Origin of the sequence: Fictibacillus sp. 26RED30 (genome assembly GCF_015903845.1) — a bacterium.
Classification (GTDB): domain Bacteria; phylum Bacillota; class Bacilli; order Bacillales; family Fictibacillaceae; genus Fictibacillus; species Fictibacillus phosphorivorans.
Genome location: NZ_JACZDV010000001.1, coordinates 1,263,030 through 1,284,377, shown reverse-complemented (window position 1 = coordinate 1,284,377; position 21,348 = coordinate 1,263,030). Strand labels below are relative to the sequence as shown.

Below are 21,348 nucleotides of genomic sequence, written 5' to 3'. Positions count from 1 at the left end.
CCCCTCTAAACAAACATTTCATTTAGATATGCCTTTTTAAGGTTTTGCAGTTTTTTTAGTTTGCGTTGATGAAGGGTGATGAGGTGGTCTAGTTGTAAGAAAAATTCCCCTATACGCTTCTGCTCATGTAAGCTTGGAGCTTTAAATTCATACGCGTTTAACTCGTCACGATTAATTTTCGGCATACCTGAGCGCATTGACACCGATACCGAATACTTGTAAAAACGTCGCGTCTGTAGTAGAGCGAATAAAAAGGTTTGGTCAAGTCCATTTTTTGTGTTCAGTACATAAGTATCCGCACTCGCAAGCCCTTCAAATGGGGCAAAAATGTACTTTCCTAGTTGTGGATTTATCTTCCCATAAATGATATCTCCTTTATTGAAATGGAACTTTCCGCTAATTAAGTTATCCTCTTTAACGGTTTTTACATTGTCGTATATTCGTCCACTGAATGATTCAATATTGCCCGGACCAACGTGTAGCAGCTTATCATATTTCCCCGATTTCGGGTCCACCATATTAGTTGATATATCAACCATGTTTACCCATTTATGCTGATCCCAAGCTTGAGTAAATCCTGCAAATCTCCGTTTAGGTTTGCACTCCCCTTCAATAGGAAACATTTCCGAAAGATAAGCAGATTTTAAGGCTTTTGTCTTTTCTAACTTACGTTCCTGAAGAACGATAGTGTGATCTAAGATTTTTAAAAATTTACCGATTTTTTTTTGTTCTTCAATTTGAGGAATACTCACCTCAAATTCTTTCATTTCAGAAGCTAGAATATGTTTTATGGTATTCCCTGTAGTTATGCTTTCTAATTTTCGTTTTGCTTCTTTTGTTTGGAATTGAAAGTTTAAAAAATATGGGTCTGCCTGGTCTTTATACTCCTGAAACATAATAAGTGCATGAGCAGCCGTTTCGTCAAATTCCTCTGTTATTACGGCTGTATGACCCACATGCCCTGATTGTACCATTACTAAGTCACCTGCATGCAACCACTTATCTTTCTGTTTTTCGTAAAATTTATCGTTTATAAAAATTTCTGTTGACCTATTAATTTGTCCGTTTTTTACATTATTAGATTGAAGATAAAAATTACCAGAATTCACATAATATGGAGTAGCTGTTCCAACGAAAGCGTTCCTGATTTTCTTAAAGATAGAGTCTAACTTTCGAGTTTCCCAAGCGAGAGAATTTTTAAATTCTATAAATCTTCTTTTTGGAATTAAATTTATATGTTGTTCAGTCACGATTCCACCACCAAATTACTCACCAAGACTTCAAATGCCAATTCTAAATTGCGACTTTCCTCATCAATCACTGACAGCGTATCAGCATAGCGATTATGCAATATGTGTAACGTATCTAATTCCTTTTGAAGTGGTAGTTTTATTAAATGAACCAAAGTGTCCACTGTATTGCCAAACCACTTTTCATACATCAAGTTGTCGATTTCATCGTTTGTCAAAGTTAAAATCCGTTCTTGTACAGCTTCTTTTAGTGCTTTTTCATCTACTTTCACTTCTTTACTGAGTGTTGATTTATCTGCATGTAGCTGTTCAACAATTTTCAGATAGTTATATTCACTTGTTCCCTTGCTCGCTTTTTTCAACTCTGTTTTGATCAACTTGTTATCAAAAGATTCACCGGCTTCATTCAACGTATCGCCTAATGCATTGGCTTCATCACTGTCTTCTACTTTAGCAGCTTCAACTAAATCAGACAGCTCAATTTCAATTTCTTGAATGCGTGTTTTCTTTGTTTCAATTTCTTCTAGCTCATCACTGTATAAATGTTTAGCAATCAACTCATTTGGCACGATACTGCCGATCCAGCCATCTTGCTCGACACGTTTTTTATTGCCAGTTCCTTTCGTTACCATATTTGGTTCACGTGTGCGTCCGGTCGTATAAAAATCACTTAATGCAATGATTTCCGTATCATGGGACAATGCATTCTTCCATATTTCAGCGACAATTTGATAGCCATCATACACATCAATATTGTTGAACGTTGACAAAATCGCTTTTATTTCATCGAGCATGTCATTCATTAACTGGGATGATTTACTGATATTATCTACATTTCGTATGGTATCGAAATATTTATTAATAAAGGATGCTGCTTTTCCTTCGATTTCTTTTGATTTTTCAATAACGCGTGAATCGTTGAAGACCCTATGAGAAATCTCCTCAACCGGTTTCAATAACTCAACATAGCCTTCCCGGATTTCCTTGAAGGATTGTCCCATAATATCTGGCACTGAAGACTGCAAAACCTTCAAATCATCAATATTCTTTTGAGGAATCCCACCAAGTAAGTGTGCATCTACGTCTTGCGGAATTTCTTCATCTATCGCTTCAATATAACGAGGAATGTTCATATTGTATTGATTTTTGAGAACATCCTCTCGTTTTACCAATTGGCTATAACCCTTTTCTTCTCTACGTTCAACGTACGTATCTACAATTTTAGCAATATCTTTCTCAAGTAGAACATTTTGTTTCCCTACTTTAGTAAAGCCACGAGAAGCGTCTATAACAAGTACAGGCTCACCAGTTTCACGGTTTTTCTTCAATATTATTATGGCTACAGGAATTCCTGTATTAGTAAATAAGTTACTTGGCAGGCCGATAATGGTATCTATGTAGTTTTTCTCGAGCAAACGTTCTCGAATTTCCCCTTCTGTGGAACCTCGGAAGAGCACACCATGAGGCAACACAATCGCCATTGTTCCATTTTGTCCTAAGTGGAATAGTCCATGTAAGAGGAAAGCAAAATCTCCTTTGGAGTCTGGTGGCAATGCACCAGCGACTTCGAAACGAGGATCACTGACCTTCAGTCCTGCTTTGTTCCAGTTCTTAGCAGAATAGGGTGGATTCATAACAACCGCATCAAACTGTACACCTTCATTTGGACGCTCTGGATCTTCTGGCCAGTCTTGAGAAAGCGTATCACCATTCTTTATAGTCATCTTTTCTGGACGCACACCATGGAGCAATAAATTCATACGAGTTAGGTTATAGGTCGCTGTATTCTTTTCCTGTCCGTAATAACTTAAATCCTTTTGAACATCTTCATCTAAATGTTTCTTAACCGTTAAAAGTAACGAGCCAGAACCGACAGTTGGGTCATAGATTGATTTTATATCAGCCGTTTTCGCTACAATTTGTGCCATAACTTCACTGACTTGTCGAGGGGTATAGAACTCCCCTGCTTTTTTCCCTGACTCCATTGCAAACTGACCGATGAGATATTCATACGCGTCACCCAGTACATCGCCTTTTTGTAATGCAACCATATTCAAGTCTGCAAATAACAAAATCAATGCTTTAATATTTTTGCTGCGTTCGTTTAAGTTACTACCTAATGCCGTATCCGTTAAATCCAGCGTAGAACTTGAGAACAATCCTTTGAAGTCATTCGTATCACTGGAGACGGCAATCGTACGTTCGAAGTTATTCAAGCTATCCGTTACTTTTTGAACTTCAAAATCTCCAGAATTGATATCTTTTATCCAAGTTTGATAAAGATACTCAGGCGAAACATAATAACCGAGCACATTTTGAATCATTTTATTTAGCTGTTCTCCGTATTCTGCTTGTGCTTTTGTATATTCCTCTACCAATTCAGATTGAGTCATTTTCTCTAAACCACTGGTAATTTTAAATGTTTCTAAAGTTTTATCACTCAAAAACTTATAGAACATTAATCCAAGCATGTAATCTTTATAACGGCTGGCGTCCATTGAACCACGCAGTTCGTTAGCGCCGTCCCATAATCTACTTTTAATTTCTTCTGAAGTAATCACTTTGTATCCCCCATTGAACTTTCTGACAAATTCTTTGTATTGTGTTGGTATTTTTCATTACCTCTATCAATACTTCTTTTCTATTATAGCAGTCTATTGATATACCCGACTGCTAAAGCAAATTGGCTATAAGGTTCCCCAACCTGTCCTTAGGTTGGGTGGTGTCCAATAACGGCATATACAACATCACAATGAATGCCTCTAAATTTTGGTAACGTCATTCCACTCATGCAGCATCTTTTTTATTCTATCAAAATCGTTCGTTAAAATGGATGAAAAACCGCGTACGTTTGCAAATAATTTTCTAACTTAAACGAACGCATAAAAAAGCAGATTTGGAACAAAAAAGAACCGTATGTAAAAGTGTACATTTTCATACACTTAATAACCCCTTTTCAAAGTGGTCTTTGAAAAAGAGTTATTTGTACTTTACTATTTTCTTTCCCATTCATTACTCTTAATTAGTTAATCTTTACCTTGCATGTCTTCATTTTTATTTTCTTTTTCATTTAATGTACAGTTATCACAAACAGGAAGTGTGTTCATCTCTTTTAAGATAATCCAGTCAGTTGTATGGAGTTTAACACCACATTTTATGCATTTTTTGGTTTTCATTTTCGCCTTTCATCCTTTCTTTCAAAATGAAGCGCAAGTACTTCTTCATAGTGATTGATGGCAAACAGTTTAATGGATTTCATTCGACATCAATCAGGAAGATACGGTCATGAAATCCTCCGCGTTTCTCTGCTTTGTCTTGTCTGACTTTTTCAACTTCATAAAAATCTACATCATGAACCTGGGCGAGTGCGTACATTAATTCAAGAAGATCAGCCAGTTCTTTCCACTGCATCTCTATTGTTAACAATTGCTGTATACTCATCAAGTTCTTCATAACATTTTTTCTTAATCTCTTTTATATATTCTTCTTCAGTTAGAATTCTAGTATTAAAAGTATATCCGTTTTTTGAGATAATTTCAGGAATACCGTCACGAACAAGCTTGTTGTAAGTCGGCACAGTAATTACCCCTTTATATTTTTGTATAAATCATTAGTAATATTGAACCACTCTAAAATTTAGTTTGCTTTTAAAATATTAATTACTTCTTTAAACAATCTATTAGGATTAAGTAAGAAGTCTTCTCTATCTATTGATTTTAATTGCATACTTGCAACACGTTGCACTATTATTTCATGTTTACCTACTGAAACTAATATCTCACCTGATTGTATTTGAACAATTTCTGATGCCTGATCAACATGTGTGTGGTTCAAATTAATCTTAGGATTGTTTGTTAATCTACGCATTGTTTTCCAAACCGCTAACTCATCTTTACTTTTCATATAAAGTTCAGGTAATTCTCTAGCTTCTTTCAAAGCATTTAATGTAGTTAGCATATATGAAGATATACCATAACCAACCGGTTTAATTACTTGCTTTAATTCTTTCCAAACGATCACTGTAAATGTAACGAATTGTTCACTATCATTAGGCGGACTGAACTTGATGTCATCAATCTTGCCATAATATCTTACTCCGTTATTTTTTGATGCTTTATTTGATAGATACAAGGCAATATGCTTTGCCTCTTGCCACCCTTTTTTTAAGTCTTTCACAGCGATCTTAAACGTTTTTTGTTGGATACAATCCGTAAAAACTTTCTCATCACTTACTAATCCAACCAGTACGGTCTCATCTAATGAAGACTTCCACCGATCTAATGTACCTCTTGGTAATATACCTTCTTCTTGAATCTCTTCTGGACTTTTTTCAATGAGGTGTTCTACAAATTGCTCAACTAATCTTGTTGCATTTGGTAAAAAAGGCAATCCACCGATATTAACGGTCTCAATACTTTTATAAAATGCATGCTGCTCATATAATTCTTCTTCAAACCATGGAAATAAAACATATGCCCCAAAGGCTGTTCGTTCATATGGTCCTTCATGCTGAACAACTAGCGCATCCCGGTATCGATGCATCGTGTTAATGTCATCCTCCATCGGACCGGGGCTCTTATATCGTTTTCCGTAATAACTATCTTCAACTGCAAAATCAATACGATACTTGGCATCAAAGATATAGTTATAGCTGTAATCCTTTCCTTTCTTCTGAATGCTCAGCATCGTATCGGGTTTTTGTGTAATCGTTGGAAGGTGCTTTTCTTCCTTTTGATATTGGAGAATAATCTTCTCTCCTGTATGTGGGTGTTGATACACACGTTTAGAAGAATTACTGCCGTCGAGGTTCACAAACAAACCTTCTCGATTCACCTTCACCACGTCTTGAGATAAGAGTACATATTTCTTATCCAATAGAGCACCAAGCTTAAGATATGTCCAATACTCATAAAGTTGAGCTACATCTTTAACTGACATTTTATAGATTTGGCCATGTAGTTCTAATCCACGGGAAAGTAAAACATAGATTTGAAAAGCTTCTCTATATCCTGGTGCCATCTGAATGACTAAACTCATTACTGAACGATCCAACTTACTAATGGTTTTCCAAAATGGATTTTTAATTCTTTGATGTAGAAGTTTTGGCATGTCTATTATCGCCTTAACCACTTCTTGATCTGGTTCTGATTTGTATCTACCACTTGGAGCTTCTACCTTTTTACACAGATCCTTCAGTTTATCTTCAATTCGAATCATCAACCACTTAATAAGACGATTTTCCATCGTATCAAATGAGTGCTCTTTTTTAATCTGCCAGCCTTCAAAAGGCATAAGTTGTTTGTTCTCAAACTGAATACCCTTTGGAACCTCTTGAAACAATGAAGCTTTTTTTCTAAGCTGGTTTCGACCATATGAGTCCATCTTTTTTAATTGATCCCCTCTCACCTTTTGATGAGTGGTAATCAGTTGATGATGCGGTTGTTGTTCAATTCTTTTGATTGCCTGAAGAAAGGACCTAAAATGATGTTGAAGTAACCGATAAAATTCAGCAGCACTTGCTTCTCCCTCTACCCTAGTCCTCGCACCAAGATACGTTTTCCGTAAAAAGTGAAACGCTAGATTATAGATTTCTTCATTCACTTCATCTAGGAGCTTTCGATAATCTTCTTTATAATCAAGCTTTGAAGGAAAGATTTCAAAAGTTACAGACAATAAGGTTTTGCCTTCCATACGAATTTCAAAAGAAGACAACCCGACTTCATTTTGAAATTGCAGACTTCCCATCAGAACCTGCTTAGGACCCACGGGCACACTGCTCACAGCGTTTCTTAAAAGATGATGTTCGTGATAGAACTCTAACTCTGAATCTATTTTTGATGTAACGATAATTTGATAGTTTCCATTTTCAAAAAAGATAGGTCTAAACGTTGAGCGAGCTGCTAACACTTTTTGGTCTACATCGAAAACTTTGACAGACTGAATCGACTTTCCCTCAGCCTTAAACTCCATCGTTTCGTTCTGCAGTTTCTTCTTATATTGAGACAACCCTTCAAACCGCTGATGATAAGGTTTTCCCTTCATAAAAAGAGTAAATTCATCCGTTTCGATTAGAACGAGTTCAACATCCTCACGAACCAATCCAGAAGGAAGTGAAGCCATCTAGCTGATACCTCCTAATCATATCCACAATCTTTTGTGCAGACTTAGGATATATTGCTTTATCGAATTCAGGTAGGACATCTGTATCATAGACCTGATTCGTGCAAATCATATATAGTCCCTTAAGAGTATCCCATACACGTTCATCACTCCCTGAAATACGAGGAAGTATCTTCTGAAGAATTGATTGATCCATAGTTTCTTTAAATGTCAGTAAGTTGTCTTTCTCGCTATAAATCACATAAAAACATATTTCATCTCGTACTCGATAACCGACCTGTGCACCAATACCTTCAAGTTGTTTGTTAATATCGACTAAAACTTCTGTTACCTTTTTGATTAGCGTTATGTTATCTTTGTATGCATCTTTTAAATGCAAGAAGTCCCCCGCCAATGACTGATTTTCGATATACAAAGGTTCCTGTTCTTCAAGATCCTCTAAGAAAGCAAAGTGATCTAATTGAACTCTATTAAACTCAATCGTATTCGCACGGTCCAACACCTTTTTGCTAAAAGGATGTGTCGTCTCGTCCATGTTTACAGTTCCAACAATATAAACATTTGAAGGGAGAATGATGTCTCTACCATCCACCTCAAAAGGTAATACCGGTGTCGTTATAATCTCTCCATTTTCCCGTCGCCGACTTTCCATTACACTTAATAGATCACTGAAGTAATATTCTACTCGGGCTAAATTCATTTCATCAAGTAAAACAAAGAAAGGTTTGGTCGGATCATCCATTGCTCTTTCCAGAACAGAAGTTAATGGACCTTTCTTAAAGTCACCCTTAATATCTACATAGCCTAATAGATCAGAACCATCACTCCAATCAGGCCGAACGGGAATTAAGGTGAACTGACCATTTCTATCTGTAGCCCCTAAACTCTCAGCAAACCATTGAACCATTTTTGTTTTACCTGTACCAGATATTCCGGAGAGTATGACAAAAGGTTTTGTTTTTAATGATAAGTAAAAATTAACAACTTCTTCCTTCTTATAGAAAAAACCTTTGCTCTGTATAAAAGAATGTATGTGATTTGTTACATTCATACCGTTTATATCACTTAGTCCTTTTTCTACAATTGAATCTTTATCTAAAAATGCATTTTTAATTTCCATTGGAAAACCCTCTCCAAACATTGAATACAACTGATTAGCAAAGCTTTTTGAAACAGAGTAAAAGTAACCTTGTTTGATGTCGCCATGCTTATCAAAAGGACCTTTTTCTTCAATTCTCCAACCTGCAGGTATTTCTATTTTCGGAATTGGTTTATTTAAATCGAAATAATTAACTTTTAATAGATTTCCATCAACTTGCCATTCATCAGTTTGTATTTCCTTTGGTTTAGCATGCTGTTCAGCTTCTTTACTTACAATTCCAAGACATCTGATGTGCATGTTGCTGTACACAAAAACAATATCACCTTTTTTTGCTTTTAATAAATCTGTGTGGTGGGCTAATGGCGAACCATTTTTTGCTCTTTGTGGTGCCCATAGATAACTTCCACTTCTCTCTTGATTATGGGTTTTCCCCTGGTTTACCCACCAGAAATTATTGCTAGATATTCTCTTAAATGGATCTAATTCTATTGTATATACAAAAGGATTCTCTGTTTTATAAAATTCAATATATTCTGCTTGATCCATCGGGACATGAATCTGTTGTTTTTCGTTCTCTAATTTTCTTTCTCTTATGTATTCATAGCTTTTGTTAAACGTAGTAAGGAGAACTTGTTTTAATTCGGCATTATTGTCGTACCTTATTTGTAAAGAATCTACACTAACACCTTTTCTATCAACATTTGTTAACTGAGCATCATATACTTCATCATCTAGAATTAACTTAATTCTATATTTTTCTCCTCTATTAACATGAGTTCCATGATTTGCTTCCTCAAAGTCTTCATGAAACTCAATCGGTATATGGGATCCATTACTAAATATTGACCAGTCAATTTTTTTTCTTGCAATCATTTGTGAATGTGGCTTTGACCAACTTCTCTTTTCTTTTATCATCATTAACTCCTGATGTATTATCATCAAAGATAATTATTTTTTTATGAATTTTAGGTTTTAGACAATGCTTTAAATCCACCGTTTTTTTGTAGAGTCAAATCAACTTAATTAAATTCATACTATTCTTCTAACCACGTTGTAAAAAAACTCCAATCTCTTACGGTTCCATCTTTATTTAATAAACCAAGGTAAATACCATCACCCTTACCAACTTGCCAAATGGCATGGGCAGTATTATCTTTTTCAGAAATTCCACTGCTCTTTATGTAATCAAAAAAGATGTTTTTACCTGGTCCATAATTCTCAGCAACATAAGCAATCAAGTAAATGTCCACACAACTTGCACCCAATTCCTTTGGGTGTAAACTCAAAATATGAGATTTAAGTAATGGAATACCTTCTTCATCAGAGACAGTTAACAAGTCAGCTTTAATTTTATCAATATGGTATGATTGATAACTTCTTTTTGCCCACTGTTTTAATTGCCCATAATTTCCATTTACCATTACAAGCTTTTTAAGCAAGTTTTTAAGATTACATACTGTAGGAATAATGTTAGTACGTATACTCCTGCCACGAATATTATCAGGTAGTGTATATACAATTATATCTTTTTTGATATCCATGCTCTGCCCTCCTAAATTGAGTACCTATCATGTTCTTCGGTTACTCCAGGCATCATCTTTACCGCCCCCATCTTGTATCGTTTATGAAAATAATCAGCATAATATCTGAGTTCTTCCCCTGACTCCTGGAACGGAGTCATGATATATACTTCTTCTACTACTTTTTCATCCGTAAAGATGTTTTTAATCCCATCCCTGTACTTGTGCATTTCACTTAATGCGGTCCCAATGTTATTCGGTACACGATATTTCGGATCAAAGATAAATAGCTTTTCCCCTCGTTGGATGACAATGTCGGGAATCATCCTTTGGGTAAAGGTATAGAAAAGTGCCTTCGTGTTATCTACAACATGTTCTGGATTTCGATACTGAAACACACGCTGGAATGAAATGATGTCACCGTTTTTTAGTTTAACGGTACTCTCTTTGTTTTCCGCTAACGAAAGAAAGATTCCGTCTGATGTAGTTTTATAAAGCTGTGATGAATCAGCCAGTTCCCCGTTCTGTCTTGCTTGTTTGATTAACTTCATGTAGCACCACATCTCATATACTTGAAACGTATCTTTTAATGGTATGTGATACTCAAATCCAATTTCATATTTCTGGTGCTGATACAGTTTTTCAAACCATACGTACCATTTTCGGTAGATCGGATGCTTTCTCAACCGTTGGGTGATGGTCACCTGGCCGTTATGAGGTTTGACATCAATCAAGAATGAATGGTTCAGCCAGTACAATACCTTGTTTCTTAGTTTCTCTGCTTCCCCTTTTAAGACACCATCCGCATAATCACGATATTGGGAGAGCAGATGTCTTAGTTCAAGAAGCTGTTTTTTTACTAACCGATTTTCATACATGTCGTTCGTTTCCTGCCGTTTAGATGTCCACACTTTTTTAGGGACAAACTGCTCTGTCCGACCATGGTTTCGTTCCAGCCAGAGTGACGTTGATGTATGAACTTGCTGAATCCTTTCACGGTTCGTCATAAAGTTTTCTTGCTTAAGAACAGATAATGGATTGCTATTGATCTTTTGAAACAGCATGGATAACTCGTGAAAGCTTCTTTTAATGTACGACCATTGTGTCCAAGACAGCGTACGTTCTCTTCCAATCGTATTGAACCCTTTATCCAGGCCGCTGTAATCAAAACAAACCGCCGCTTCCTCAAGGATCTCTCTCAGCATGATCTCATACTGCTCCGTTGTCATCTTTCTTTCGTCGGTGTAGATGTATGTTTTTAGATGAGTTCCGTTGATTTCAATAGTTGCTTCACCTGATTGAAAGGGTGTCTGCAGCGTCCCTCTAACTCCAGATTCATTTGGAACATACGGAAGTGGCATCCCGTTAAACAAGATAACGGGATTGCTTTTGCCCTCCAGTTTCCACTCATAAGAAGTGGCTTCTCGTAAAAATATTTCTTCAAGCGTCAGCCAGCCTTCTTCATGACTTTGAATGTAGAACTTAACGCCAGAACTGGGTTGCTCCATAACGCTCCAGCTCCTTTTCCATTCTCAAGATATGACCATATGATTGAGATTTTTCACCGAAGTGACCTTGGAATTTAGTTTTCAGTGTTGCAAGCAATTCAGCCATCCGCTCGTCACCTCTTAATTTTGGAAGCATCTTCTCACTGATCACCCGGTCGAGTGCTGGCATTGAACCAAGACTGAACTCCTCATCCAGTTCTTTATTCCTCACCAGTTTCTGGATCATCTCGTTCATTGTTCTGTAGCCAAAATGAAGATCAAAGGATTTTAAATCATTGTGAATGTCACAAAGAATATCATATTCATTGCTGACCATTAATTTAACCGACTGATCAAGTGTTGACCAGTAATGATCAAAATCAACATCTGATAGTGTCATCACAAAAGCACGGTCAAGGACTTTATCCGACAAGCTGTGAGTCGTCTCGTCCACGTTGATCGTTCCCAACACATACACATTTGGCGGAATGTTAATCTTTTGTGAAATATCCGTAACATCTTCCCGGTTATGAAGCAGAATTTCTTTCCGTGACTCAACAGCACTTAGATAGTCACTCAAGTAATATTCCACACGAGCTAAGTTCATCTCGTCTAGTACGATAAAGTGAGGCTTGTCCCGTTCCTTTTGAGCTGAGATTAATACCTGAAGGAACTCTGTCATCACATACTTTTTCTCGAAAGAACTGTAGTATCCAAATAAAGCTGTCGCATCCATCCAGTCTGGACGAACGGGAATAATCGTCAAATAAGGATTCTCAGATTCATAATCAAGTCCATAAACAGCATTTGCGTACAAACGGCAAAGCTGCGTTTTACCCGTACCAGAAATGCCATTTAAAATAACAAAGTGCTTGTCATCCAACGCTGTAAGGTTCAAATGGAAGTCACGGATGATATCAATTGAAAAAGTGAACTGGCTGTTTGCTATCGTTTCATGAATGTCTCTAAATGAGAAGTTGCTGACAAACTTTACTTTTATAATTTCTTCTGATTCATCTTCATTCGGATCAAGTCTATCCGGATTAGTATCCGGTAGCTCTAATCTCTCACTCACATAAGCAAATAGTAAACTTGCTGTAACAAGTTCTTTTTTTATCGCACGAATTTCTTTATTAAACGACTTGGTTTCGTTGTTATATGTTCCTACATAATAAGAATTTCCTTCTGTTTCAAAACCATGTTTATTTAAAAGCACCATCGCTTTTTTACTCAGCTCTGTATTATCTGAGTGCCGAGTTGTAAAAACTTTTTTAATCCACCACTCTGCTTCATCCTTAAGTACAAGATCTCTTACGTTCGAGTAAATATGATCATGACCTTCAATTGCTACACAAATTACTTGATTCGGTGAAATGGTTTCATCAATTTCGTAAAATATGATAAAACCTTTTGTAATTAATTGGTCCTGATCATGGATAGAAAACGCTTGTCTTCTAGCCTTAGATTTAAAATTATCTACTTCCCCAAAAATAAGAGAATAGGAATGCTCTAACAACTGAATAGTATCTTCGCTATATCCCTCATTTATAAATAGATCTAAAAGCTCATTACCTTGTTTGTCCCACTCTTTTTCCTCCAATAATTTCTCTTTAATAAATCCTGTATTTCCCCACACGTTTAACAAACGAATTTCCAATTCCTTTTGTGAAATTTGACCGTGAAGAGACAGCTCCGTCCCAAAGTGATAGTAAGGACGTTTTCTTTGTTTTCTAAAAGTAGTAAAAACAGGTTTAAAATCAGTTCTGGATACTTGTTCTTTTTTGAACCAATCTGATTGAAAATAAATATAAACATCCTCAGACAAATGCTGAATGGCCGGCATCAATCGATCGACTCTCATCAAATACCACATCGGGAGAAAAGTAGAATCAACTGAAATATAAAGCTTTTGGTCAACACCGTTCAATTCTAGTGTTAACAAGTTTACCTCTTGTTCTCCTATTTTTTCGTTAAGAGCGATGTAATATTTTTTCCCTATTTTTGTATTCTTTTTTTGTTCAGACAATTTTGGATTTTTTGAATCATGATATGTAGTAGTTAAAGTAACAGAATAATCTTTAATTACCCTGTTTTCTGTAAGTAAATTATTATCACGGCAAAAACGCTCAAAAAATGCTTTTATCTCAGGATGAATAGTATCTAAAACGGTCCGACACCTGTTAGTAGTGTCTGCCTCATTAAAAATAGTTTGATAGGCTGAAAGATTAAAAATACCTGTAACCGTTTCATTCATTACCTCTCCACTTCCTCTTTTATTCGAATTTCTATATTTATTTTCATAAATTTCTGGGTATTGATCTCTATCTTTTTCCCAGCCCCTATTTTCTTTGAAATGGCACATGGTAACATCGGATAATCTGTATTCATCGTTGTATGCTTGGAGTAGTTCCATGGCTTTTTTCTTGGCATCGTTTAAACTGTTTGCTTCTGTTTCTCTAACAATGCTTTCACGATCAATCACATAAACTTTATATGGCTCATTTCGTAAGTTTGCAGTTAACACATAATAACGAGTTTTTTCTTTTCCTAGACGGTATCTATCGCTTCTAAAACTTTGGTCCAATTCCTGATTCAGGGACATCATATAATTTCTCTCCTTTTAACCAACTGTTTCTTAAAGTGTACCAAAAAAAGACAGAACCTCAGTCTTGGAATGATTTTTCAATTCAAAGTCCTGAATTTAAGATTAGATGGCACAATTTCGGTTAGAACGATCTTAGCCATATTAAACAGGATGCTTAATATAACCTATCCAACCACTCACTAATATGTACATACAACAGTCCACCCTGCTCAATCTGCAAATTATGCCCCGCAACATCCAATACCGAAAACGTAGCCCTAGGATACTTATTAAGTAATTTATAAACATCCTTATAACCCGTAACATGGTCCTGCCTACCTGTTATAAACACACAGGGCTTCTCAAACACTTCTTGGTCGATATTAAATGAGTATCCATAAGCTCCTGAGATTTTCTCTAAGAACGCTGAATCTGCGATTTTCAATCCAACGACTACTTCCTCCCTGTACCTTTTCCACGTGTATTCGTTTAACTTCACATGAATGCCTTTGAAATCTTCTCTTTCTTCTTCTGTTAGTGTGGCTAGGAATTCGTGATCAACTTCAATGTTTGTTTGTTCTGGCAATGTTCGGTCACTGTGGTTGGGTAGGATCATCGGACAGATGAATGCTGCACCCATTACACGCTGTGGCATTTTCGCGATGATACCTCTCATCATATAACCACCATATGATTGACCGGCTAGTAAGAACTGCTGATCTGGTAATAATGTATCAATGAACTGGATGACTGCTTGTAGCATTTCATCCGAGTTTTGAATCGTTTCATAGTCTTTCGTCTTCCCCATTCCTGGCAAGTCGATATAGATACGTCTGTAATCTTCTCTCTCTTGAAAGATGGGTTCCATGCAGCCTTTCATCAGGCGGTGATCAGGTGAGAACCCATGAATCATTACGATCGGTGTTCCACTTCCGTATTCTTCATAATAGATGCTGGCTTTCTGTACTTGGCAATAAGACATATTTCAACACTCCTTCTCTATAAAGGGGGTTCTCTGTTATTAAAGGAATACCTTCTATTTAGGATATAAACGAATATTATATAGGTGTTGTGTTAAAATGGAAAAAGAAAATACACGGGGAGGGCTATCTCTGAAGAACTATTTGATTCGATTGTTATTTGGAGTATTGACTGGCTTCGTTACGTATGGAATTCTAGTAATGTTTGATTTATATGACGGTGAACGTTCAAACCTGATCATCATTCTCTTAGGAATAGCTGGTGGATGGTTTGGGTGGTATGTGTATCGTAATTGGACCACTAAAAAACATTGAATGTAAGCAAGTGAAAGATAAAGAATTGAAGGAGCGTTTTGTTTGAAAGCTTATTTTATCCGGTTAGCGTTTAGCATCATGTCGATGGTCATTATTTATGGGATATTCTTTTTATTAGGATGGCACACGAAGAACTTTGCACCTTTCATCATCCTCCCACTTGGTTTAGCTGGTGGATATGGTGCGTTGTATGTGTATAAAATGATTCAAGAGGCAAAATCAAAGGAACAACTGTAAAGAATAAGGACAGGTCGGAAGTCATCGTCACTTCTAACCTGTCCTTTTCTATTATGAATTGATAGAGAGTATTATTTACTTCTGACAGTTCGGACAAAAATACGACTTATGTGAAGAATGATCCACTCTCTCAATCCTTCCTCCACATCTCGGACACTTCTCCCCTTCTCGCTCATAAACATAAGTGTTCTCGTTATACTTCCCTGTCTGCTGATCACCTTCGTACATCGGAAAATCCATATATCCCCCAAATTGAACGGCCCTTGAAAGAACAGGTTTGATACTTTCATACAAACGGTTTTTCTCCTTATCAGAAAGGTCACTCGCTTTTCGTAACGGATGTAACCTAGCTTGAAAGCAAATTTCATCGGAATAACAGTTTCCGATTCCAGCTATAAAGGATTGGTCGACTAACAAAGGTTTCAGCGCACCTTTTTTCCGTTCTAACCTCTGTAAAAATTCATCCCGCTGCATTTCAAAAGGTTCTGGACCCAGATCACTCAGTTTTTCGTCTAGTTCATTCTGATTCAGTACATGTAGATATCCGAGTCGAAGACCAATAAAATTCAGTTGCAGCTCTCCAAAGGACAGAATAATTTGTTTCGTTCGATCCGGACTGTTTTTTGACGTTCCAAGAAACATCAGTCCTCCAAGCATCAAATGAAGCAGCAGAAACTTTCCTGAACTTAGCTCAAAGATCAGATGTTTTGCTCTTCTTTTAACGAAAGTGATATTGGATCCTTTTACAGCATCAATAAAGGATTGAACCCCGGTGTTGATTGACTTTTCTCTGTTGATTTCTACATTGGTTATCGGCTTATGTATGATATTATGATTTAAAAACTCGCGATACGTTTCCATCTCTGGTAACTCAGGCAATGGTTCCAACTCCTTCAATCCTGGTCTCTCTTGTTAGTATTATGTGTGTTGGATAAATTATGTAAATAAAAAAAGCCTGTCAAAATGACCTGCTTTGTCTTATCCAACTATTTATGTCCAATCATTCCTGTGTTTACGAATAAACTCAATGTCCTCTAGATAATGGTCCAGATGCCCTTCGTCTATCATTTTTTGAAAAGCTAAGTCACCTTCACTCGCTTTTCTTTCTATGGTTCTGCACAACCCTTTTAACCTGAGCTGCACCATCTCCAAATAATTGGGGTCCACTTCCTCACCATACCCCTCAAAAAACAATTGAACTCTCTCTTTCATTTGTTCTGCATGCTGGCTACGATTGTAATTTACCGTTGTACCTGTTTCATCTAAATAAAATCTGCTTAAAGGCACGCACGTGTAAAGCGTATAAGCGATGTCCCAAAGTCTTGGACCAGGACCTGCTACATCAAAATCAATAATGCCAAAAGGTCGTTCTTGATCAAAAATAATGTTATAAATGGCGAAATCATTATGACAAAGCACTTCATAAGGCTGAGGTGTGTGATCGATCGGATACCAACCTTCTTCTAACGGAAAATCACTTACCGCATCATGATAAAGTCGAAGCATGTTAGCTATATCTTTTAGCACTTCATTTGACCACATATATTTCTTTAAGGGATAATTCCCCGCTTCCCCTTCAATAAAGGAAAGGATCTCTCTCCCTTTTTCATCAATACCTAGAAACTTTGGTGCATACCTATATCCTTTGTTTTCTAGGTGCTTCAATAGCTTGTGAATCTTGCCGCTATTGTGTTTCAGATCTCGTCGGACCGTATTTCCTAGACGAATTACGTTTGAAACATTTCCTCCAGTTAGTAATTCTTCTTTTTCAAAGTTAGACATTTACTACGCCCCCGTTGTATAGAAAAGTGCATTTTTATGGATGAATTACAAGTCCTGCTTATAAACGACTCCATACTCTAAGTAAACTTTTAATAAGGTCAACGCTTCTCCCCAACCAGCCGCACATCCAATGCAAGCACTTAAGTCTTTCTCGGAATTCGTATAACCAGATTCATTAAGGGTTACCATTGTACCGTCTCTATAGGGTTCAAGATTAATGGTTACCGTTGAACTTTGTTCTCCTGGTGACCATTGGAACACAAATTTCTGGTTTGGAATTGCTTCAAGTATTCTACCTCCATCTTCAATCGTTACATGTTCACTACCGAAGTTTGTCCACCTCATGCGAATTTCTCCAGTCCCATCTGGATTGATCTCTAAAGAAGTGTCGTCCGTAAACCAAGCATTCCAACCTTGTGCTGTTGAAATAGTATGATACACATCTTCTAATGGTACTTTCATATAGGTTTTATGGTTGATTTCTGGCATTTTCTCTACCCTCCGTACTCTTGGCATCTTTGGAATTCTTCTGAAGTTCTCGAACGCTCCAAACAATCTCTCCGTCCTCGTCCCAGGTACTATGGTGTCGTTCAAAACCAAGCTTTTCTAGCACACGAAAGGATGCAGCATTCCAAGCGCGTACTGTCGACCAAAGCTTGCTACGGCCTGTAGCAACGGCAGCATCTACGATTACGGATGCCGCTTCAGTCGCATAACCATTACCGTGAACTCTTCGGAACAACTCGTATGCAATTTCCGGTTCTTCAAGCGACGAACGGCCAATAATTAACCCACAGTATCCGATATAATCACCTTCATCTCGACGTCGAATAGTGAGTAAGGCAATCCCGCTTTCTGATGCTCGGTTTCGTAAAATGGTGATATTTTCATGAGCAGTTTCCATAGTCGGCATCCCTTTCCCCCGTTCGGCAACGAGTTCCCTATACCAAGGGGCATCCGAATCCTTCCAAAGACTCAGGATCAATCGATCAGTTTCAATCTCTAACATTATTGGTTTAAATTTAGCTGTCATCTTAGGTGCAACCTCCTAGACTGATAGTTTTAATCTATGAATGATCCACCGCGTACTTGTTTACTTTTGCCATCTCAGAACTACTTAACATCAATTACAAATGTGTACGATACTTCACCATTAGACCATTTACCTAATACCTCATAGATGTACCTACCTTTACTTGACGGAACAGATAAATGATTGTTTTTTAATATAACTTCTTTATCTCTATCGTTTTGATACCAATGATAAACGGAAATCTTAGGATGATCTTGAATCTCGATATGAATGTTAGCGTTCGGTTTCACACCGATGGCATTAAAAGCAAAAGCAATCTGGGATGGTGATGCCGCATCCGTTGTTACAGCTTCGGTTTCTGATCCTTTTTTTCTTTCCCATTTATAATTTCCTGATTTCATTTCATACTTATTTCCGTTAACATTAACGAATCCCTTCATAGCTGGAGGGAAGTCATCATTCATAAGATTTGCTGCTTGCTGACCATTTCCATCTGTCGAAATCGAGCAACCAGTTATGCAGAATGAGAATATTATTATTGCTATTATTAGATGTAATAATTTCAAATACAGTCCTCTTTGAGATTTGACGTTATAAGAAAATACACGTGATTTTTCGATTGGAATATATTAAAAGCCATTGTTTTGGAAGAGTAATTTCGGTAAATATAAGACTATAATGAAAATGAAAGCGATTATTATCATAAACCAAAATATCTTATTCGTACTCACCTTTATAAACCTTCTTTCTATTACTAGAATTACTATGTCGTCAAAGACTCATAAATGCTCATTGGACTACTCTTTACCCAATGTTTGAGCATAATGCAAGTTTTTGATCGAGTTCATACTTCTGACGCAGATGATGACGAAAATGCATGCCGACAAGAGATAACCACTCTTGTGCATTCAGCCACCCAAATCCACCATGCTTCATTCTGCAGTTGGGGTTTATATCTTCAACTTTCATTTCCAAGTCTTTCATTCTATTCATCAATTGATCGAGCTCTAACAAAATCGCTTCTTTACTTTTAGTATTGTCTGGCGGGGCATCTAGTTCTTCAGGTAATTTAATTTTAATAGGAGGAAATCCACCAATGTTAAATAGATATTCTCCGAATTCGGATTTACCCTGATGTTGCTCTTCAACTGCTTTCTCACAATCTTCTACACTATCAAGATATTCATGAGCTACTACAATCAGATGGTCATACATTTGACCAAGTGACCAAACCCCTTGTTCAGGTATAAACTTGAGCTGTTCGTTTGAATAGTTCTGTAAAAAGCTTTTGTAAGTTGCGATTAACTTCAGATCACTCATCATAAGAACCTCCGTTTCATACAAATAACGATTTTTTATTTTAATAATCTTTTAAGGTACTTTAATAGTCTTATTCTTAACTTCAATAAAAAGAGCACTTCTCCTTCTTGAAGAAATGCTCCGTTTGTTTGTGTCCTTACTATTTCCATGGAAAGATATTTTGACTTTCAAAATTTTTTTATCCAAATACTTGAGCAGCAATTGCATATAACTCTTGGTTCCTGTTTGGCATTGTGCTTGAATTCTTCATCATTATGGGAGGCACATTAACTTTTTTAAAACCACATGTATGTAAGAAAGTCATAAAATCATGATGACCTGATGGCACATCAATCCTAAGCTTTCCATGATGGTTGCTCGCTAACTCTTTCATGATAGAAGCGGCTGTTTTAAAGTCTGGTGCTACAATCGGTCCTACAATTAGATTTATAGGGCCTTGTACAGATAGACCAAAACCAATAATATGGCTGTTTTGATTTTTCACAACGATACATTGTTTACATTGTTCAATTCGATTGAGCAGAAATTTGCTTCTCTGATCACCAAAGGCTGCAGCGTCTAGTTCCATCATTTGATGAAAATCCTCTACTTTATAAGTCTCTAATGTAAATTCATTACTAACTTCAAGCGCTTCGGAGAAAAAATTTTCACACAAAAACTTATGTACAACATCAACCGTTCTAAAGCCTAAGCTTTCATATAACGGTTTCCCTTCATCCGTTGAAATTAGCATGATGGATGTCTCTTTAGACACGCTAGCCATACATTGTTGAGTGACTGCCTTTCCTAATCCGAGGCCCCTATAATCTGAATGTACGATGACCATACCGATTGAGGCTAGATTTGTATCGTATGGAATGATTGCAGCACTTGAAACGATTTTACCTTCAGGAGTTTTATGTCCATAGATCTTACCTGATGACAGAATCGTTTTTATTTCGTTTTCATCATAGTCCCATCCGACAGATGAAGAAAGCTCCATTAGACTTGAAACATCATTATTGTTAAATTGCTCTACTTTTAATACAACTCGATCTTCCGTATACATGGAGTAGCCCCCTATTGTAGTTGTACCCTTATTATAGATGATAATCGTTTGGGATCGACAAGGATTATAATTCGTACATAACGAAAAAACCGAACTTGCTGTAAGTCACCACAAGCTCGATTCTTTTCTTTTTTGCTATTTACTCTCTAACTGATATTCCATCTTTACATCACGGTATGATGACAACGTGTATTGCGTTTGGTAGATAAACTTGTCTGTATTCGTACTGTGCGTGAGAGGATGATAACTTAACGTCCATCCGTATAGATGCGAAGTTTCAGATAGCGGCTCACTACGAAGTGCATCCAGTTCTTTCTGTTCATTCACTTCAAATACCGCAAACCCGCCAAGTGGCTTAGTCGCAAAATGCTCATGGTAGATGATCTTACCGAACTCTTGATTACTTATCCAATTGTTTAATGAACGATTCGCCTCAATCGCTCTTGTCCCTACTGGCGCAAAGCCATATACAAGATAACACCTTGACTTAAAACTCATGTGAATCCCTCCTCTATCCTTCATTATGGATAAGCGAAGAAAGGAATTCATTGCATATCGTGCTCAATCTTA

18 protein-coding genes and 2 pseudogenes are annotated in these 21,348 nt (G+C 36.8%); 2 read left to right on the top strand and 18 right to left on the bottom strand.

What is annotated here, in order from left to right; all coding sequences use genetic code 11:
- Window positions 1-5: 5 nt before the first annotated feature.
- The 10 genes and pseudogenes from IHV11_RS21470 to IHV11_RS06525 all read right to left on the bottom strand — a co-directional run bounded on the left by IHV11_RS21470 (window position 6) and on the right by IHV11_RS06525 (window position 15,045).
- The gene (locus IHV11_RS21470; RefSeq protein WP_370568634.1) at window positions 6-1,250 is read right to left on the bottom strand and encodes a restriction endonuclease subunit S; all 1,245 of its coding nucleotides are present in this window, start codon (window positions 1,248-1,250) and stop codon (window positions 6-8) included.
- Window positions 1,247-3,811, bottom strand: coding sequence for a type I restriction-modification system subunit M (locus tag IHV11_RS06565; protein ID WP_197194060.1), 2,565 nt, complete (start codon window positions 3,809-3,811; stop codon window positions 1,247-1,249). The genes IHV11_RS21470 and IHV11_RS06565 overlap by 4 nt, the downstream gene beginning before the upstream one ends.
- 465 nt (window positions 3,812-4,276) lie before the next feature.
- Window positions 4,277-4,426 (bottom strand): hypothetical protein, encoded by a 150-nt coding sequence (locus tag IHV11_RS06560; protein ID WP_197194059.1) that lies wholly within the window; start codon window positions 4,424-4,426, stop codon window positions 4,277-4,279.
- Between the two features lie 79 nt (window positions 4,427-4,505).
- Window positions 4,506-4,827 (bottom strand): annotated as a pseudogene (locus tag IHV11_RS06555) (nucleoside triphosphate pyrophosphohydrolase).
- 59 nt (window positions 4,828-4,886) lie between these two features.
- A complete protein-coding gene (locus IHV11_RS06550; RefSeq protein WP_197194058.1) occupies window positions 4,887-7,370 on the bottom strand; it encodes a restriction endonuclease-like protein in 2,484 nt (827 codons plus the stop codon).
- Window positions 7,339-9,387, bottom strand: coding sequence for an McrB family protein (locus IHV11_RS06545; protein ID WP_197194057.1), 2,049 nt, complete (start codon window positions 9,385-9,387; stop codon window positions 7,339-7,341). The genes IHV11_RS06550 and IHV11_RS06545 overlap by 32 nt, the downstream gene beginning before the upstream one ends.
- Window positions 9,388-9,506: 119 nt before the next feature.
- Window positions 9,507-10,013: a hypothetical protein gene (locus IHV11_RS06540; RefSeq protein WP_197194056.1), complete on the bottom strand. Its 507-nt coding sequence runs from the start codon at window positions 10,011-10,013 to the stop codon at window positions 9,507-9,509.
- An 11-nt stretch (window positions 10,014-10,024) separates the two neighbouring features.
- Window positions 10,025-11,500: a DUF2357 domain-containing protein gene (locus IHV11_RS06535; protein WP_197194055.1), complete on the bottom strand. Its 1,476-nt coding sequence runs from the start codon at window positions 11,498-11,500 to the stop codon at window positions 10,025-10,027.
- On the bottom strand, window positions 11,475-14,084 hold the full coding sequence (locus IHV11_RS06530) for an McrB family protein (protein WP_197194054.1): 2,610 nt from the start codon (window positions 14,082-14,084) through the stop codon (window positions 11,475-11,477). The genes IHV11_RS06535 and IHV11_RS06530 overlap by 26 nt, the downstream gene beginning before the upstream one ends.
- A gap of 154 nt (window positions 14,085-14,238) precedes the next feature.
- Window positions 14,239-15,045, bottom strand: a complete 807-nt coding sequence (locus tag IHV11_RS06525) for an alpha/beta fold hydrolase (protein WP_197194053.1) — start codon at window positions 15,043-15,045, stop codon at window positions 14,239-14,241.
- A gap of 97 nt (window positions 15,046-15,142) precedes the next feature.
- Between IHV11_RS06525 and IHV11_RS06520 the strand changes: the two genes are divergently transcribed.
- Window positions 15,143-15,358, top strand: a complete 216-nt coding sequence (locus IHV11_RS06520; RefSeq protein ID WP_197194052.1) for a hypothetical protein — start codon at window positions 15,143-15,145, stop codon at window positions 15,356-15,358.
- A 42-nt stretch (window positions 15,359-15,400) separates the two neighbouring features.
- Window positions 15,401-15,595, top strand: coding sequence for a hypothetical protein (locus IHV11_RS06515; RefSeq protein ID WP_197194051.1), 195 nt, complete (start codon window positions 15,401-15,403; stop codon window positions 15,593-15,595).
- Between the two features lie 75 nt (window positions 15,596-15,670).
- Here the strand turns inward: IHV11_RS06515 and mutM are convergent, their stop codons facing one another.
- The 8 genes and pseudogenes from mutM to IHV11_RS06475 all read right to left on the bottom strand — a co-directional run bounded on the left by mutM (window position 15,671) and on the right by IHV11_RS06475 (window position 21,276).
- Window positions 15,671-16,474, bottom strand: a complete 804-nt coding sequence (mutM, locus tag IHV11_RS06510) for a DNA-formamidopyrimidine glycosylase (RefSeq protein WP_197194050.1) — start codon at window positions 16,472-16,474, stop codon at window positions 15,671-15,673.
- Between the two features lie 111 nt (window positions 16,475-16,585).
- Entirely contained in the window at window positions 16,586-17,377 is a 792-nt protein-coding gene (locus IHV11_RS06505; protein WP_197194049.1) for a phosphotransferase, read from the bottom strand.
- 45 nt (window positions 17,378-17,422) lie between these two features.
- Window positions 17,423-17,866: an SRPBCC family protein gene (locus IHV11_RS06500; protein WP_197194048.1), complete on the bottom strand. Its 444-nt coding sequence runs from the start codon at window positions 17,864-17,866 to the stop codon at window positions 17,423-17,425.
- Between the two features lie 43 nt (window positions 17,867-17,909).
- Window positions 17,910-18,410: pseudogene (locus tag IHV11_RS06495) on the bottom strand (GNAT family N-acetyltransferase); the annotation flags it as partial.
- Window positions 18,411-18,490: 80 nt separating this feature from the next.
- Window positions 18,491-18,976 carry a hypothetical protein gene (locus tag IHV11_RS06490; protein ID WP_197194046.1) on the bottom strand — a complete coding sequence of 162 codons (486 nt, stop codon included), beginning with the start codon at window positions 18,974-18,976 and terminating at the stop codon, window positions 18,491-18,493.
- Window positions 18,977-19,214: 238 nt separating this feature from the next.
- Window positions 19,215-19,733, bottom strand: a complete 519-nt coding sequence (locus IHV11_RS06485) for a DinB family protein (RefSeq protein ID WP_370568633.1) — start codon at window positions 19,731-19,733, stop codon at window positions 19,215-19,217.
- A gap of 175 nt (window positions 19,734-19,908) precedes the next feature.
- On the bottom strand, window positions 19,909-20,778 hold the full coding sequence (locus IHV11_RS06480; protein WP_197194045.1) for a GNAT family N-acetyltransferase: 870 nt from the start codon (window positions 20,776-20,778) through the stop codon (window positions 19,909-19,911).
- 135 nt (window positions 20,779-20,913) lie between these two features.
- Complete coding sequence (locus IHV11_RS06475) at window positions 20,914-21,276, bottom strand: hypothetical protein (protein WP_197194044.1); 363 nt, start codon at window positions 21,274-21,276, stop codon at window positions 20,914-20,916.
- Window positions 21,277-21,348 lie beyond the last annotated feature (72 nt).